This window comes from Agromyces larvae (assembly GCF_022811705.1).
Taxonomy (GTDB): Bacteria; Actinomycetota; Actinomycetes; order Actinomycetales; family Microbacteriaceae; genus Agromyces; species Agromyces larvae.
In genome coordinates, this window is the sequence record NZ_CP094528.1 from 3,517,110 (window position 1) to 3,532,626 (window position 15,517).

The following is a 15,517-nucleotide window of genomic DNA, read 5'->3' on the forward strand; positions in this document are numbered from 1 at the left end:
TAGCGACGGGCCGTCGCCAGGTCAGGGGCGGATGCCTCGGGCGCGCGCTACTCGGCCGGCCGCGCGGTCGACGACCGCACCCGCAGTTCGAACGGCAGCGGGGTCGCCGACGGTTCGGCGTCGGCGTGCCCGGGCTCGAGTTCGTCCATCAGCAGTTCGACGGCCTGCTCACCCTGCACCCGGGGGAACTGCGCCACGGTCGTGAGGCCGAAGAAGTCGGACAGGTCGTGGTCGTCGACGCCGATGATCGACACGTCGCGCGGCACGACCATGCCGAGATCGCGCGCGGCGAGGATGGAGCCGATCGCCATCTCGTCGCTCGCCGCGAAGATCGCCGTGGGTCGGTCATGCGGAGCCCCGAGCAGCTGCTTGGCGGCGTGGTATCCGCCCCGGATCGTGAAGTCGGCCGGGGCGAACCGCGCTGGGTCGGGTTCGATGCCCGCATCGCGCAGCGCCGCCTCGTAGCCGAGGCGCCGATTCGTCGGCAGGTGGAAGTCGAGGTCGAACTCGAGGTCGCCGCCGATGTGCGCGATGCGCCGGTGCCCGAGGCCGAGCAGGTGCTCGGTGGCGAGCCGGGCCACCGCGACGTCGTCGATGATGAGCGTGCGCACCCCGGGGATCGGGCCGCCGACGCCGACGAGCGGCTTGCCGAGCTCGTGCAGCCGGTTCACCTCGGCCTCGGTCAGTTCGAGCGAGATCGCGATGACCGCGTCGACCCGACGACGCAGCAGGAACTGCTCGAACACGGTCGCGCGCTCGTCGCCGTCGCCCGCGAGATTGTAGAGCGTCAGGTCGTATCCGGTGCGCAGCAGCGCCTGCTGCACGCCCTCGAGCACCGACGAGAAGAACCAGCGGTTGAGGAACGGCACCACGACGCCGACGTTGCGCGTGCGACCCGATGCGAGGCTCGACGCGCTCGACGAGACGACGTAGCCGAGCCGTGCGGCGGCCTCTTCGACCTTCGCCTTCGATGCGGGCGACACGTGCCCGCGGCCGCTGAGGGCGCGCGACACGGTCGCGGTGGACACGCCCGCGAGTCGGGCGACGTCATCGATGCCGGCCATGGCTCCTCGTTCTCAGCCTCGCCGAGGCGTTTCGCGCGGGTCGCGAGTAGTGGCATCCTATCGGCCGCTCGGCGAACGCCTGCGTGTCGCGTTGCCCCCGAGCCGGGGGTGCGGTAGAAACACGTGTTCGGGGTGTGTTCGCGGGGGGCGGATCGCCCTCCGCCGCCGTGCCGAAGGGATCGCACCCCGTGAAGTGGATCAAGCGCATCATCGTGCCGCTCATCGTCGTCTTCGCCCTGTTCTACCTGGTCACCCGACCCGAGGACGCCGCGAACGCCGTGCAGAACGCCGTCGGAGCGGTGTGGTCGGCCGCGGCGTCGTTCGGCAAGTTCTTCTCGTCGCTCGCGGCGTGAGCCCGAGGCATCCGTGACTCCGCGGCATCCGGGCCCGACCGAATGAGCCTGTTCACCCTCGACCCGCACGTCGAGCGCTACCTGATCGCCGACGACGGCGAGGTGATCATCGACGAGGTGCACAAGCACTGGGCGGCGATCGTCGGGCCGGTGCTGCAGGTCGTGCTCGCGTTCGTCATCGCGATGCTCATGTTCTGGTTTCCCGCGCAGGCCGCCTGGCTGCCGCTGGCGGTCGCGCTGCTCATCGCGGGTCGCGCATTCTGGCGCATCCTGACGGTGCGGATGGATCGGTTCGTGATCACGAACATGCGGGTGTTCCGCGTGCACGGGGTGTTCGCGCAGAACATCGCGACGATGCCGCTCACCCGAATCCTCGACATCACGGTGCACAAGCCGTTCGTCGGTCGCATTCTCGGGTACGGGCACTTCGTGTTCGAGTCGGCGGCGCAGGCGCAGGGGCTGCGCGAGATCAGGTTCGTCGGTGCGCCGAACGAGCGCGGGGCGACGATCCAGAAGGTGATCCAGCGTTCGGGTCTGCGGGGGCCGGTTCGCCAGTCGGCGCGTAGCGACGCGGGCGACGCCGAGACGCAGCCGTTCCCGCCGAACTGGGGCTGAGCGGCCGAAGCCCCCGCCGCGACTCGCCGCGCACGAACGCGGCACACCCTCGCGCACGAAGCCCGCGCACGAACCCCGCGCACGAACCCCGCGCACGAATGAGGGGCGGTGCCGGCCTCAACCCCGGCACCGCCCCCGTTGCACCCCGCGCGGTTCAGCCCGCGAGGATCTGCTGCGCCTGCTGCTCCGCGTCCGCGAGGAGCTTGGCGATGTCGGCGTTCTGATCGGTGAGCACGGCCTGGACGACGGGGTCGAGGAGCGCGTAGATCTCCTGCGTCTTGTGGCTGGGCTCGGGCAGTAGCGGCTGCTCGAAGATGTGGTCGGTGAACGGGGTCATCTGGTCGAGCGGCACGTTGACGTAGTCGGCGATCCACTGCTGCGACTCGGCGTAGGTGGCTTCGTCGAAGATCGGCATCTCGGGGGCTCCGACGGGGGCGCCCGACTCGGCGGTGGTCTTCGCGGCGGTGACCGCGGCGTCTTCGTCGGCGAGCTTCTGCATGTAGTAGAAGTCGATCCACTTCACGCCGGCGGCCTGCTCGGCCTCGGTCGCGTTGGCCGAGACGACGGCGAGGGTGCCGCCGCCGAGCACGCCGGCGTCGCCGTCGTCGGCGAGCGGCAGCACGGTGAGCCCGTAGTCGTCGGGGTTCATCTGGTTCTGCGTGAAGAGGTTGCCGTAGTTGCCGCCGCCCGACACGTACATGCCGATCTGGCCCGAGGCGAACGCCTGGTTGATGCTGCCCCAGTCGTAGAGGAAGTTGGCGCCCATGGAGTCGTCCTGCCACCGCATGGTCTTGACCATGTCGAGCACCTGCTTCATCTCGGGGGTGTCGATGGTCGAGGTGACCTCGTCGCCGTCGACCTGCTCGAGCCGACCGCCGAGGGCGTAGTCGAGTGTGGTGAGGATCCACCCGCCGGTGTTGGACGAGGTCATCTGCGCGTACCCGGCGACGCCCGTGGCATCCGCGATCTGTTTGGCGTCGGCGCGCACCTCGTCCCAGGTGGTGGGCGGCTGGTCGGGGTCGAGGCCCGCCTGCTCGAAGAGCGTGCGGTTGTAGTGCAGCCCCTGGCCGTAGGCGGCGATCGGCACGGCCCACTGGCTGCCGTCGGCGGCCTGGCCGGCGACGGCGACGTTCGGGTTGAAGTCGCCGGCGTAGGGGAGGTCGGCGACGAGCTTCGAGATGTCGGCGATCTGCTGGTTGGCGATGAGCCCTCGACCGTCGGTGAACGGGATGGTGAACACGTCGGGCAGGGTGCCGCCGGCGAGGGCCGCGGCGAAGGTGGTGCCGTCCCAGGTGTACTCGACGGATTCGATGGTGATGTCGGGGTGTTCGGACTCGAACTGCGCGGCGCGCTCTTCGAACGCGGCGATCGCGCCGTCGTCGAGGCCGGCGTCGATGGCGACCTGCAGGGTCACCCCGTCGTCGGCGGGTTCGTCGGAGGTGGCGCAGCCGGCGAGCGGCACGGCCAGGGCGAGCGCGGTGATCGCGCCCGCGAACTTCAGTGATGACGTCATCGTCTTCCTCTTGTCTTCGGGTGCTGTGAGAGTGTCGCAGCCGGCGGCTGCGTGGATGGTGTGTGCGGCTCGTCAGGTGCGGAGCCAGACCGAGGTGTCGGCGGGCAGCTCCTTCCTCTCGAGGTGGTTCCGGGCGTCGGGGGTGCTCGCGAGCAGCAGGTCGCGGTGCGGCGGCAGCGCGGTGGGCCGGCTGCCGAGGTTGGTGAGGTGCAGGATGTCTCCGCGCCGCAGCGCGATGACGTCGGGGTCGGGATGCTCCGCCCAGGCGAAGTCCGCCAGACCCGCGCCCGCCTCGCGCCCTTCGCGGACGAGGTCGCGGCGCAGCCGGAGCATCCGTCGATAGAGCGACAGGGTGGATGCCTCGTCGCGCGCCTGCGCCTCGACCGAGAGCCCGGCCCACTCCGCGGGTTGCGGCAGCCAGGCGGCGCCCGTCGGCGAGAAGCCGAGCGAGGCGCCGGCCGGCGTCCACGGCAGCGGCACGCGGCATCCGTCTCGCCCGGGGTCGACGCCGCCGCTGCGCGCGAACATCGGGTCTTCGCGCAGCTCGTCGGGCAGGTCCTCGACCTCGGGCAGGCCGAGCTCGTCGCCCTGATAGATGTAGAGCGAACCGGGCAGGAACGCGGCCAGCATGGCGGCCGCGCGAGCGCGCGCGAGGCCGCGGGCGTGGTCGGTCGGCGTGCCGAAGCGCTTCTGCTCGAACGAGAACGACGAGTCGGCGCGGCCGTAGCGGGTGGCCGGGCGGGTGAGGTCGTGGTTCGACAGCGCCCAGGTCGGCGTCGCGCTCAGCCCTTCGTGCCAGTCGAGCGTCTCGGCGATGGTCGCGCGCAGCGCGGCGGCATCCCACGGCTTGGTCATGAACTCGAAGTTGAACGCGCCGTGCAGCTCGTCGTCGCGCAGGTAGCGCGCGAAGCGCGCGGGGTCGGCGAGCCACACCTCGCCGACGAGCAGGCGCGGGTCGTCGTACTCGTCGGCGACGGCGCGCCAGGCGCGGTAGATCTCGTGCACGCCGTCGCGGTCGAGGTGCGGGTGGTCGGGGTCGCCGGCGGCCGCGGGAGCGACCGGCAGCGAGGCATCCTTCACCAGCATCGCGGCGGAGTCCACCCGGATGCCCGCCGCTCCGCGGTCGAACCAGAACCGCAGCACTTCCTCGTGCTCGGCGCGCACGGCGGGGTGGTTCCAGTTCAGGTCGGGCTGGGCGGGGCTGAACACGTGCAGGTACCACTCGCCGGGCCGGCCGTCGGGGTCGGTGGTGCGCGTCCAGGTCGGGCCGCCGAAGCTCGAGACCCACTCGGTGGGCGGAAGTTCGCCGCAGGCGCCGCGGCCGGGGCGGAACCAGAACCGGGCGCGCTCGTCGCTGCCCGGCTCGGCCGCGAGCGCGGCCTGGAACCAGGGATGCCGGTCGCTCACGTGGTTCGGCACGATGTCGACGATGGTGCGGATGCCACGGGCGGATGCCTCGGCGATGAGCCGCTCGGCGGTGGCGAGGTCGCCGAAGGCGGGGTCGATCGCGCGGTAGTCGGCGACGTCGTAGCCGCCGTCGGCCATGGGGGAGGCGTACCAGGGGGTGAACCAGATCGCGTCGACGCCGAGGGACTCGAGGTGGTCGAGGTGGGCGAGCACGCCCTCGAGGTCGCCCGTGCCGTCGCCGTTCGCGTCGGCGAAGCTGCGCACGTACACCTGGTAGACGACCGCGTCGGCCCACCACGGGGCATCCGCCCTGGTCGCGGTGGTGAGCGCGTCGGCGACGCGCGTCTCGGGGCTCGACAGCGAGCTCACGTGGTCCTTTCCGGTGCGCTAGGTTTAGCGCTACACCAATCTGATGGGCGAGCGTACGCGGCGCATTGTCGCGATGTCAAGCGCGACCCCTACACTGATCCGACGAGAGGGGAACGGGATGGCCGTCACGCTGAAGGACATCGCCGAAGAGGCGGGCGTCAGCGTCATGACCGTGTCGAACGTCGTCAACGGCAAGACCGCCCGCGTCTCGCAGGCCACCATCGATCGAGTGCAGGGCATCGTCGCCGCCCGCGGCTACGTCGCGAACGCGTCGGCCCGCAGCCTCGCCGCCAGCCGCTCGCGCACCGTCGGCGTGCTCGTGCCCGTCGCCGAGGGCGACATGCTCACCATGAGCCCGCACCACGTCGCCGTCATCGGCGGCATCGAACGGCAGCTGCGCCAAGCCGGCTACCACGTGCTGCTGCGCGGCATCACCGAACCCGCCGAGGTCGGCCAGGCCGTGCAGGAGTGGGGCCTCGACGGCGCGGTGCTGCTCGGGTTCCTCGACGCCGAGATCGACGCGCTGCCCGCGCACGGCGTGCCGCTGCTCGCCGTCGACAGCTACTCGCTCAACCCCCGCGCCACCGGCGTGCGCAGCGACGACGTCGGCGGCGGGCGGCTCGCCGCGCAGCACCTGCTCGAACACGGCCACCGTCGGCTGCTGTTCGCCGGGCCCGCCTTCGGCGCGAGCGGCGTCGTGCGCCGCCGCCACGACGGGTTCACCGCCGCCGTCGCCGAGGTCCCGGATGCCACGGCCGAGACCGTCGCCGTCAACACGACGTACGAGGACGGCCTGGAACTCGGGCGTTCCCTGCGCTCACGGTTCCCCGACGTGACCGGGGCGTTCGCCACCGCCGACGTGCTCGCCGTCGGCATCATGGCCGGACTGCGCGACGGCGGGGCATCCGTGCCCGAGGATGTCTCGGTCGTCGGCTTCGACAACCTCGACCTCGGGCTCTACGTGCGACCCCGGCTCACCACCGTCGCGCAGGACCTGGGCGAGAAGGTCGCGGTCGCGGCGCGCATGCTGCTCGGCGAGATCGACGGCACCGAGGCCGCCGGCGAGGTCGAACTGCCCGTGCGTCTCGAGGTGCGGGAGTCGGTCGCCGCAGCACCGACGCCGCCGCCCCGAGGCTGAGCATCGGCCGGGGGCCGGCTGGGATCGGGCTGATTTCGCCCTGCACGAGTCGGCGGGTATTCTTGTCTGGCCCCCGGTTGTGTGCAGAACGCGGTCGGGTGCGAATGGCGAGTTACCCAAGCGGCCAAAGGGATCTGACTGTAAATCAGCTGTCATCGACTTCGGGGGTTCGAATCCCTCACTCGCCACCACGGGCCCGGTCTTCGACCGGGCCTTCGTCGTTCCGGCGTTCGTCGTTCCGACGTTCGCTGTTCCGGTGTTCGTCGTTCTGGCGTTCGTCGTTCCGACGTTCGCCGCTCCGCGCCGGAGCCGCTTCGGGGCGGCGCAGGCGGAACACGACCGCGCCGACCGACGCGGCCGCGGCCGCCCACAGCGCGAGCATCAGGGCGTCGACACCCGTCGGCCCGAGCGGGCCCGGTGCCGGGTCCTGACCGGTGAAGGTCAGCCGGCCCACGACGCTGCCCGTCGAGGCGGGGTTCGCGCGCGTCATGGTCGCCGTGACCCGAATCTCGACCGTGCCCGCGGCGAATGGCACGGGCGACGCCAGCGGATCGAGGTCGGTGCACGCGCCCGACGGGTCGCACGCCGCCGCGTCGAGGTCGACGACGACCATCACGCCCTCGCGATCGAGCCACTCGAAGCCGACGAGGTCGCCCGCCCGTGGCAGGGTGAACGACGCCGACTCGGTCTGCGATTCGCCGGGAACGAGATCGGCGAAATGCAGTTCGAACACGAGTGGCGCGGCGGCGGCGGCCGACGCCGGCATCGCCGTGCCCGTGGCGAGCGCGACGCCGATGAGCGTCGCGGCCACGCCGGCGCGCGTCCGGCCGGATCGACCTCGGGCACGGGGCATCCTCATCGGCGGATCTCCTCCTTCGGCATGATCGCGGGCTCGGGCGGAGTGCCGGGCGGGGCGGGCTCGGTGGCGGGCTCGGTGGCTTCGGCGGTGTCGGCGTCAGTGCCGAACGCGTGGCGGCCACGAGCGCGCCCGCCGGGCAGCGCGGCGAGCAGCATGAGCGCGCCGACCGTCACCAGCAGCGGCACCGCCACCCCCGGTCGCGCGATGCGGTCGAAGACCGTGCCCACGCCCGGCAGGACGAGGGCCGGATGCCACACGCTCGCGTCGGCCGCGACGCGATACGGAACCGGATCGGCGACCCCGTTCGCATCGCCCTGCATCGTGATCTCGTAGCCGTCGTCGACGGGGGCGACCTCGAGCACGCGGTGCGTCACGAGCGTGCCCGTCTGCGGATTCGGCAGGGTCGCGATGCTGCCCGGCTCGACGTCGTCGGCCGCCTCGGGCACGGCGATCAGCAGATCGCCGACGCGGATGCCCGGCTCCATCGAACCCGACACCACGATGAGCGGTTGCACGAGACCCGCGCTCGTGGCGATCCACAGGGCGCCCGCGAGCACGCCGACGGCGGCGAGCACCCAACTCAGGATGCCGCCGATGCGGCGCAGGACGGTCACGCGCGTCACCGCTTCGGGTCGGTGCGGGGCGTGCTCACGGGGTGGTGGTGGACTCGCCGGTCACGGTGAACGAGATGTGCGCCTCGTCTTCGAAGGCGTCGTCGTCCCATTCGGCGGGCGTCGTGACCGTCAGCGTGCCGCCGACGTAGCCGCCTGCGGCGATGGTGGTTGCGTCGAGCGTCACTTCCAGGTCGTCCGCAGACAGGTAGTTCCCCTCGACGAGCGTGCCCTCGACCGTGATCGTCTCGGGGCCGGTCAGCGTTCCGGCGAGCGACCCGTCGTTGTAGAGGCAGAACGGCACCTCATACACCTCGCCCGGCGCGAGCGCGCCGAGCTCGCCCTCGGTGGTGATGTCGATCGCGACGTCGGGGGTCGACAGACCCTCGTCGCCGTAGGTGAGGCTGTCGTCGCAGGGGCCACCGCTGGGGTTCGCCGCGCCCTGCAGGTCGAAGCTCGACGCGGTCGCGTCGGCGCTGAAGAGGACGTCGTCGGTCCAGGCGGCCGTGGTGAGGGCGGCGCCGATGCCGGCGACGGCGATGCCGGCGAGCGCGATCTTCAGGACGCGGGTGCGCCGCGACGTCTGGTTCTGCGTGTTCATTTCTCGTTCCCCCTTGTTATGGCCGGATGGCTCCGGTTCGTGGTGGTCGGGTGCGTATCGGCTCGAGTCAGTTCGGATTCCCGACGACGGTGAGCGCGACGTCAGCTTGGTCGCTGATGAAGGTGTCGAACTCGTTGTACGGCGTTACGGTGACGTTGTAGTTGGCGCCGGTCTGTCCCGAGGCTGTGCCGTACCAGTTCACGATGGGCAGCCATGCGTCGTACTGCTCTTGGGTGATATTCGTGAGATCGAGCTCTCGGTCGAGCAGGTCTCTCCAGTTGAACGTCGCGGTGTACCCGATGAAGTACCAGGTGCGCCCCGTGATCCTCAGCGACACCTCTGGGCGATTGTCGGCCGTCACCTTGAGCGTGGTCTCGGTGATCTCGTACGTGTCGGTGCCGGGTGGCTGCCAGGCGGGCGTACCCGTGTTCGCGCACAGGCGCACCGTGTACTGCGAGGTCTTCGACGCCCAGTGGGCTGATGCGTTGCCCGCCCGCAGGTACACGAGCCCGTTCTCCGCGAAGTTCTGGTCCTTTTCAAGAAGGAAGGGCGGGCTGAACCAGATCGTGAGCATGCCGTCGGTGAACGGCGCAGTCCAGTCCCAGGGAGGCTCGCTCAGATGCAGCACGAGTTCCCATGGCGAAGGCTCGTCCGTCGTGGTCGTCACCCCGAGAGCAACGCAGAAGTTCTTCGGTCCAGGTCCTTGCGCACCCTCGGTAGTCGTCCACACCCACTCGGTCGGGTCTTCGCTCGCGAGCTCGGTGTCCGCGCCCGCCGTGATCGGCAGGTCGTCGTCGATCGGCGGCGGCGGGTTCTCGGCGGAGAAGACGGGGACATGCGTGCGCCCGCGGTCCTCCCAGGCCGCGATCGTCGGCAGCGCGAGTGTGGCCGCGGCGACGACGGCGAACGCACCGAGCGTGCCGATCGTCGCACGAACCGTGCGGCGCACCGAGTCGTTCCGCTGTCGGCTCACGGCGCGCTCGCCCGACAGAAGATGCGGATGTGGATCTCCTCGCTGGCGTCCCAAGACCAGTTGCCCGTGGCATCCATCTCGGTCGTCGTGAACTGGATGTGCCCGACCACCTGGTCGTCGTCGTCATTGCACGAGTTCCGGGGGATCACCGTGCCGATGCTGATCGTGTCGACGTTGACGCTGTCCTGCTCTACGAGCACGTCCGCGGTGACGAGCTCGGCGTCGACGATGGTCGCATCGACATCGCCGGCGTTGCAGAGGTAGATCGGGACGGCGTAGTTCGAGTCGGGCTGCACGCCCTCGACGGGCGCCGTCACCAGCTCCTCGCCGAAGGTGTCGGTGTCGGGGTTGCCGGGCAGTCCGATGTCGACCCAATCGCCGAGCACCAAGTCCCCCGTCCCGTCGTCGCTCGGCACGAGGGTCCGGGCCCGGATGTCGAACCCGGCGTCGGAGGCGACCGCGGTCGCGCCGAACGAGACCTGGTCGTTCCATGCCGCGGTGGTGGCGACGGCGCCGCCCACGGCGACCACGGTCGCGGCGACGGCGAGCCCTGCGACGAGCGCGCGACGCCGGGGGGAGGGTGTGCCCCCCGCGTCCGGCGCCGTCGCTCTCACGCGCATCCCCCCAGATAGCTCGTACGAGAAGTGTCGCAGGCGGTGAAGCCCGCTGCCAAGGGGGTTCGTACGGCTTCGATCGAGTTCCACCGGGGCCACGGCTACCGTGGAGAGGTGACCAGCTCCGCAGCATCCGACCGCCCGTCTCCCGCCGACCTGCTCGACCTGACGCGCGATATCGCCGTACGGGCCGCCGGCTTCGCGCTCGAGTCCCGTCGAGGCGGGGTGAGCGTCGAGGCGACGAAGTCGACCCCGACCGACATCGTGACCGCCGTCGATCGGGCGACCGAGGCGATGATCCGCACGCTCATCCTCGAGGCGCGGCCCGACGACGGCGTGCTCGGCGAAGAGGACGCGACCCGTGAGGGCACGACCGGTCTGAACTGGGTCGTCGATCCGATCGACGGCACGGTGAACTTCCTCTACGGAATCCCGGCGTGGGCGATCAGCATCGCGGTCGTCGAGGGCGCGCCCGATCCCGGTGTGTGGACGGCGCTGGCCGGCATCGTGGTCAACCCCGTCACCGGGGAGGCGTTCGAAGCGAGCCTCGGCGGCGGTGCGCGCCTCGCGGGCGAACCGCTCGCGGTGAACACGGGGGTGCCGCTCGACCAGGCGCTCGTCGGCACGGGATTCGGCTACGCGGCGGAGCGCCGTCGCGAGCAGGCGCGGGTCGTGTCGGGTCTGCTGCCGCAGGTTCGGGACATCCGCCGGATCGGCTCGGCCGCACTCGACCTCTGCGCGCTCGCCGCCGGCCGGCTCGACGCGTTCTACGAGCGCGGACTCAACCCGTGGGATCATGCGGCGGGTGCGCTCATCGCGCGCGAGGCGGGCGCGACCGTCGGCGGGCTCGACGGCGCACGCGAGAGCGCGGAACTGCTCGTCGCGGCCGCCCCGGGCCTCTTCGACGAGCTCACTGCTGCGTTGGTCGAGATCGGCTGAGTCGGGCGCGAAGCGCACCGACCGGCGGATGCTTCGGGCGGATGCTCCGGCGGATGCTTCAGGCGGATGCTTCGGGCGGATGCCGAAGCGAGTTCTCCGCATGGCGTGGGGGAGGCCTTCGGGGTACGCTTTACCGATCCGTTATCTCGGCGCAGTGTCGGGATGCTCACCTCCCAGCTCCGACCGCCCCCTACGCCGAAGGTTCCACCTCGTGCCCGAGTCCCCCCTCGTGCCTGAGCACCGCATGCACGGCTTCACGCCCCCCGGTGCGGATGCGAACGCCGCACCCTCAGGGCCGGGTCGACCGTTGACGCGTCGAGAACTGCGTGAGCGCGAGGCGGCCCGGGCCGGCGCCGCGGCGATGGTCGCCGCCGGGGTGCTGCCGCCGTCACCTGGAGAAACCGGGGTGGGAGGCCCGACCTGGTCGCCCGAGCCGGTCGCGCCGTCGGCGCCCGTCGTACGGCCGGTGTCACGACGCGAAGCACGGCTCGCGGCCGAGCGCGCCAACGGCCAGGCATCGGGTGCCGCGGCTGCGCTGCCGGTGTCGCAGCCGTCGTCGAACGCGCCGCAGGCGTCTGCGCCTCACGCCTCGGCACCGCAGATGTCGGCACCGCAGATGTCGGCGCCGCACGGCTCGTTCGCCGCCCCGCCCGCGATGCCGTCGCACGGGTCGGCCGGCGTGCAGCCGCAGGCCGCACCCCAGCCGGCTCCGCAGCAACCGGTCGTCCAGCCGTCGGCGCCGCAGGCGCAACCGCCGCAGTACGCGTCGGCGGGGTCGCTCTCCGGCCCTGCCGCATCGCGCCCGCCGGTCTCGCCGCCGCCCGCCGTCTCGCGCCGAGCGGCGAACCCGTCGGCCGAACCCACGGCGCCCCAGCAGGCGGCGTCGTCCGGGGAACGGCCCTCCGCGCCGTTGCACGCACCCGTGCCGCGCGTAGCGCCTCAGCCGCCGGCTCGTTCCGGTCCTCCGGCCGGTGGCCCGTCTGCTGCGCCTGCGGCAGCTTCCGCCGCCCCGTCTGCTGCGCCTGCCGCCGCGCCTGCCGGCTCCTCGGCCGCCGGTTCCGCGCCCGCGGGTCGTCCTGCGGTCGGCCCCGCCGGTCCTTCGTCGCCGGGCGCTGCTTCCGGTCCCGCCGGTTCTTCGGCCCCGGCGGCCGCTTCCGCTCCCGCCGGACCTCAGGCGCCGGCTGCTGCCGGTCCCGCCGGTCGTTCGGCCCCGACCGCTGCTTCCGGTTCCGCCGGTCCTTCGGCCCCGGGCGCTGCGTCTGCCGATTCCCGGGCCTCGGCCGCCAGTTCCGCGCCCGCGGGTCGTCGGGCGGCCGCTTCCACTCCCGCGACTGCATCCGCTCCCGCTTCTGCGGCCGCTCCCGCGACTGCAGCCGCCCCCGCTCCCGCCGGTGCCGCCCTCCCCGCCGCACCCGAGGTGCGCCCCGCCCTCACGTTCGACGCGTTGTTCGGGCTCGACGGCGGCCCCGGAGCATCCGCACCGTCGATCGAGCGTCGCGTGCGGCGACGCGACAGTGAAGCATCCGATGCCGTGCGCGAGGTCGACCTGGCGATCTCGGCGGCGGCGATCACCGAATCCCCCGCGGTGTCGGGACTCGACGCCCTGTTCGGCGAGGTCGCGCGCCCCGAGCACGGGCGGGCCGAATCGGGTCGTCCCGATGCTGCGACGCGGCCCAGGCGGGTCGAGGCATCCGAACCGTCCGAGCCGAACCGTTCCGAGCGAGCCCGTGCGGCCCGTGCGGCCGCACCCGCCCCGCGCCCCGCTGCTCCGGTCGGTCGCCGGCGGGCTCGCGCGGTGCGCGCGATCGCCTCGATGGGCCTGGCCGCGGGCCTCGCACTCGCCACCTCGGTGCCGGCGCTCTCGCTGCTCACCCCCGAAGACGTGCAGGCGCTCGCGCTGAGCGCCACGAGCACCAAGCAGGGTCGGCAGAGCCTCGCCCTCGACGGCGACGAACTCGCCACACCGACGATCGATCGCGACGGATACCAGCACCAGTCGATCGAGGAGTATGCGGCTGCGGCCGGCATCCGCCCCGAGGCGACGTTCACGAACAACCCGCTCGGCACCATCCAGTGGCCGTTCAAGGTCGGCGTGCACATCGGCGACCGGTTCGGCTACCGCGACTGCGCCGGCTGCTCGGAAGACCACCACGGGCAGGACTTCAACCCCGGTTACGGGGCCGAGATCCAGGCGATCGCCGACGGCGTGGTGTCGGAGTCGACCGACTCGGGCGGCTCGCTCGGCGTGGTCACGATGATCGACCACGTGATCGACGGCCAGGTCATCACCAGCGTCTACGCGCACATGCAGTACGGCTCGCGGCGCTTCGAGATCGGCGACCCGGTGAAGGTCGGCGACGTCGTCGGCAACACCGGATCGACCGGCATGTCGACCGGCCCCCACCTGCACTTCGAGATCCGCATCGGCGGCATCAACGGCGAGTGGGTCGACCCGCTCGAGTGGCTCTACGAGAACACGAACTAAGCGCCGAACCGTTCGAGGCACCGTCTTCAGTCGGCGGCGACGGATTCGTTGCCTCGGACTGAAGACGGTGCCTGGAACGCCGGGCGCGCGGGCGCGCGGGCGCGGGCCGGCCGGCCGCGGCGGCGCGCCGCCGGCGCTACGCGCGGAGCCAGGCGGTGGTGTCGGCCGGCAGGGTGCCGTCGGCGAGGGGCTCGGAGGCGAGCAGGACCTCGCCCGCCGGCAGCGCGACCGGGCTCGTGCCGGTGTTCGCCACCACGAGCACGCCGGCGTTGCGGAACGCCACCACGTCGGACGGCAGGCCGAGGTCGGTCGCCCAGGCGAGCGCACCCGCACCGAGGTCGAGCGAGCGGCGCAGCGCCAGGGCGTCGCGGTAGAGCGAGAGCGTCGAGCGCGGGTCGCCGGTCTGCCGGTCGCGCGCGAGCTCGGCCCACTGCGCGGGCTGCGGCAGCCACGCGGCATCCGACGGTCCGAAGCCGTAGGACGGCGCGGCGGCCTCCCAGGGCAGCGGCACGCGGCATCCGTCGCGACCGTAGCGCTCGCCGTTCGTACGGAACCAGGTCGGGTCCTGCCGGGCCTCGTCGGGCAGGTCGATGACCTCGGGCAGGCCGAGCTCCTCGCCCTGGTAGAGGTAGACCGAGCCGGGCAGCGCGAGCATGAGCGCGGTCGCGGCGCGGGCGCGGCGCAGACCGGGAGCGTACTCGGGGATGCCCTGCGAGCGCGGCCCGAGGCCGTGGCCCTGCGGGTTGTCGGCGGTCACCGAGAGCCGGGTCGCATGCCGCACGACGTCGTGGTTCGAGAGCACCCAGGTCGACGGTGCGCCGACCGAGCCGAACGCGGCGAGCGACTCGTCGATGACCTTGCGCAGCGCGGCGGCCTTCCACGGCGTCTCGAGGTAGGCGAAGTTGAACGACTGGTGCATCTCGTCGGGCCGCACCCACTTGGCGACCTTCGACAGCGGGTCGACCCAGGCCTCAGCGGCGAGGATGCGCTCGCCGGGGTACTCGTCGAGCAGCTTCCGCCAGTCGCGGTAGACCTCGTGCACGCCCTCCTGCGCCCAGTACGGGGCGCCGTCGCCTTCTTCTTCGCTGATCTCGGGTTCGAGGGCGACTCCGGATGCCTCGTCGCCGAGCGTGTCCGAGACGCCGCCGGCGCCGCCCATGGATCCGGCGCCCTCGGCCGGGGTCCAGTCGGGCAGGCCGTCGGCCTTGATGAGTCCGTGGGCGACGTCGACGCGGAAGCCGTCGACGCCGCGGTCGAGCCAGAAGCGCAGGATGCGGCGGAACTCCTCGCGCACCTCCTCGTTCTGCCAGTCGAAGTCGGGCTGCGACGAGTCGAACAGGTGCAGGTACCACTGGCCGGGCGTGCCGTCGGGCTCGGTGACGCGGGTCCAGGCGCGGCCGCCGAAGACCGACTCCCAGTTGTTGGGCGGCAGTTCGCCGTCGGCGCCGCGGCCGTCGCGGAAGAGGTAGCGGGCGCGCTCGGCGCTGCCGGGCGCGGCGGCGAGCGCGGCCTGGAACCACTCGTGGCGGTCGGACGAGTGGTTCGGGACGAGGTCGACGATGACCCGGATGCCTCGGGCGTGCGCCTCGGCGAGCATGGCGTCGAAGTCGGCGAGGGTGCCGAACAGCGGGTCGATGTCGCAGTAGTCGGCGACGTCGTAGCCGGCGTCCTTCTGGGGCGAGGTGTAGAACGGCGAGAGCCAGATCGCGTCGATGCCGAGCTCCTGCAGCGACCCGAGGCGCGAGGTGATGCCGGCCAGATCCCCCATGCCGTCGCCGTTCGCGTCGGCGAAGGAGCGGGGATAGATCTGGTAGATCGCGGCGGTACGCCACCAGTCGGAAGTCATGCCGAAAACTGTACGGCACCATCCGGCTGACTGGAAACGCTTGCAGGTCTGTCGCGTCGCGCACACGTTACAAACCGGTATCGATGGGGACTTCCGGGTTTGGATCCGAGCGCTCGGCAGGCTATACCTG

At 71.9% G+C, this 15,517-nt stretch carries 15 protein-coding genes and 1 tRNA gene; 6 read left to right on the plus strand and 10 right to left on the minus strand.

Annotated elements, in window-relative coordinates; genetic code table 11:
* Positions 1-47: 47 nt before the first annotated feature.
* On the minus strand, positions 48-1,064 hold the full coding sequence (locus tag MTO99_RS16805; RefSeq protein ID WP_243555044.1) for a LacI family DNA-binding transcriptional regulator: 1,017 nt from the start codon (positions 1,062-1,064) through the stop codon (positions 48-50).
* Positions 1,065-1,252: 188 nt separating this feature from the next.
* Between MTO99_RS16805 and MTO99_RS16810 the strand changes: the two genes are divergently transcribed.
* Positions 1,253-1,417 (plus strand): hypothetical protein, encoded by a 165-nt coding sequence (locus tag MTO99_RS16810; RefSeq protein WP_243555045.1) that lies wholly within the window; start codon positions 1,253-1,255, stop codon positions 1,415-1,417.
* A 42-nt stretch (positions 1,418-1,459) separates the two neighbouring features.
* Positions 1,460-2,032 (plus strand): PH domain-containing protein, encoded by a 573-nt coding sequence (locus MTO99_RS16815; protein ID WP_243555047.1) that lies wholly within the window; start codon positions 1,460-1,462, stop codon positions 2,030-2,032.
* Between the two features lie 154 nt (positions 2,033-2,186).
* On the opposite strand, the gene MTO99_RS16820 is transcribed toward MTO99_RS16815, so the two are convergent.
* The gene (locus MTO99_RS16820; protein WP_243555049.1) at positions 2,187-3,545 is read right to left on the minus strand and encodes an ABC transporter substrate-binding protein; all 1,359 of its coding nucleotides are present in this window, start codon (positions 3,543-3,545) and stop codon (positions 2,187-2,189) included.
* 72 nt (positions 3,546-3,617) lie between these two features.
* Entirely contained in the window at positions 3,618-5,312 is a 1,695-nt protein-coding gene (locus MTO99_RS16825; protein WP_435520829.1) for a glycoside hydrolase family 13 protein, read from the minus strand.
* Between the two features lie 127 nt (positions 5,313-5,439).
* On the opposite strand from MTO99_RS16825, the gene MTO99_RS16830 reads away from it, so the two are divergent.
* Positions 5,440-6,459, plus strand: a complete 1,020-nt coding sequence (locus MTO99_RS16830) for a LacI family DNA-binding transcriptional regulator (protein ID WP_243555051.1) — start codon at positions 5,440-5,442, stop codon at positions 6,457-6,459.
* Positions 6,460-6,565: 106 nt separating this feature from the next.
* A tRNA-Tyr gene (locus MTO99_RS16835) sits at positions 6,566-6,650 on the plus strand.
* Here MTO99_RS16835 and MTO99_RS16840 read toward each other — a convergent pair.
* From MTO99_RS16840 to MTO99_RS16860, 5 genes are all read right to left on the minus strand, one after another.
* Positions 6,638-7,270, minus strand: coding sequence for a hypothetical protein (locus tag MTO99_RS16840; RefSeq protein ID WP_243555053.1), 633 nt, complete (start codon positions 7,268-7,270; stop codon positions 6,638-6,640). The genes MTO99_RS16835 and MTO99_RS16840 overlap by 13 nt on opposite strands.
* A 44-nt stretch (positions 7,271-7,314) precedes the next feature.
* On the minus strand, positions 7,315-7,932 hold the full coding sequence (locus tag MTO99_RS16845) for a signal peptidase I (protein ID WP_243555055.1): 618 nt from the start codon (positions 7,930-7,932) through the stop codon (positions 7,315-7,317).
* Positions 7,933-7,966: 34 nt separating this feature from the next.
* Complete coding sequence (locus MTO99_RS16850) at positions 7,967-8,530, minus strand: hypothetical protein (protein WP_243555057.1); 564 nt, start codon at positions 8,528-8,530, stop codon at positions 7,967-7,969.
* A 67-nt stretch (positions 8,531-8,597) separates the two neighbouring features.
* Positions 8,598-9,503, minus strand: coding sequence for a hypothetical protein (locus tag MTO99_RS16855; protein WP_243555059.1), 906 nt, complete (start codon positions 9,501-9,503; stop codon positions 8,598-8,600).
* A complete protein-coding gene (locus MTO99_RS16860) occupies positions 9,500-10,123 on the minus strand; it encodes a hypothetical protein (RefSeq protein WP_243555061.1) in 624 nt (207 codons plus the stop codon). Before MTO99_RS16860 ends, MTO99_RS16855 begins: the two co-directional genes overlap by 4 nt.
* 108 nt (positions 10,124-10,231) lie before the next feature.
* On the opposite strand from MTO99_RS16860, the gene MTO99_RS16865 reads away from it, so the two are divergent.
* On the plus strand, positions 10,232-11,056 hold the full coding sequence (locus tag MTO99_RS16865) for an inositol monophosphatase family protein (RefSeq protein ID WP_243555063.1): 825 nt from the start codon (positions 10,232-10,234) through the stop codon (positions 11,054-11,056).
* Between the two features lie 582 nt (positions 11,057-11,638).
* Here the strand turns inward: MTO99_RS16865 and MTO99_RS16870 are convergent.
* Positions 11,639-11,920, minus strand: a complete 282-nt coding sequence (locus MTO99_RS16870) for a hypothetical protein (RefSeq protein ID WP_243555065.1) — start codon at positions 11,918-11,920, stop codon at positions 11,639-11,641.
* Positions 11,921-12,473: 553 nt separating this feature from the next.
* Between MTO99_RS16870 and MTO99_RS16875 the strand changes: the two genes are divergently transcribed.
* The gene (locus MTO99_RS16875) at positions 12,474-13,541 is read left to right on the plus strand and encodes a M23 family metallopeptidase (RefSeq protein WP_243555066.1); all 1,068 of its coding nucleotides are present in this window, start codon (positions 12,474-12,476) and stop codon (positions 13,539-13,541) included.
* A gap of 136 nt (positions 13,542-13,677) precedes the next feature.
* Here the strand turns inward: MTO99_RS16875 and MTO99_RS16880 are convergent, their stop codons facing one another.
* Positions 13,678-15,387, minus strand: coding sequence for a glycoside hydrolase family 13 protein (locus MTO99_RS16880; RefSeq protein ID WP_243555068.1), 1,710 nt, complete (start codon positions 15,385-15,387; stop codon positions 13,678-13,680).
* Positions 15,388-15,517: the final 130 nt, after the last annotated feature.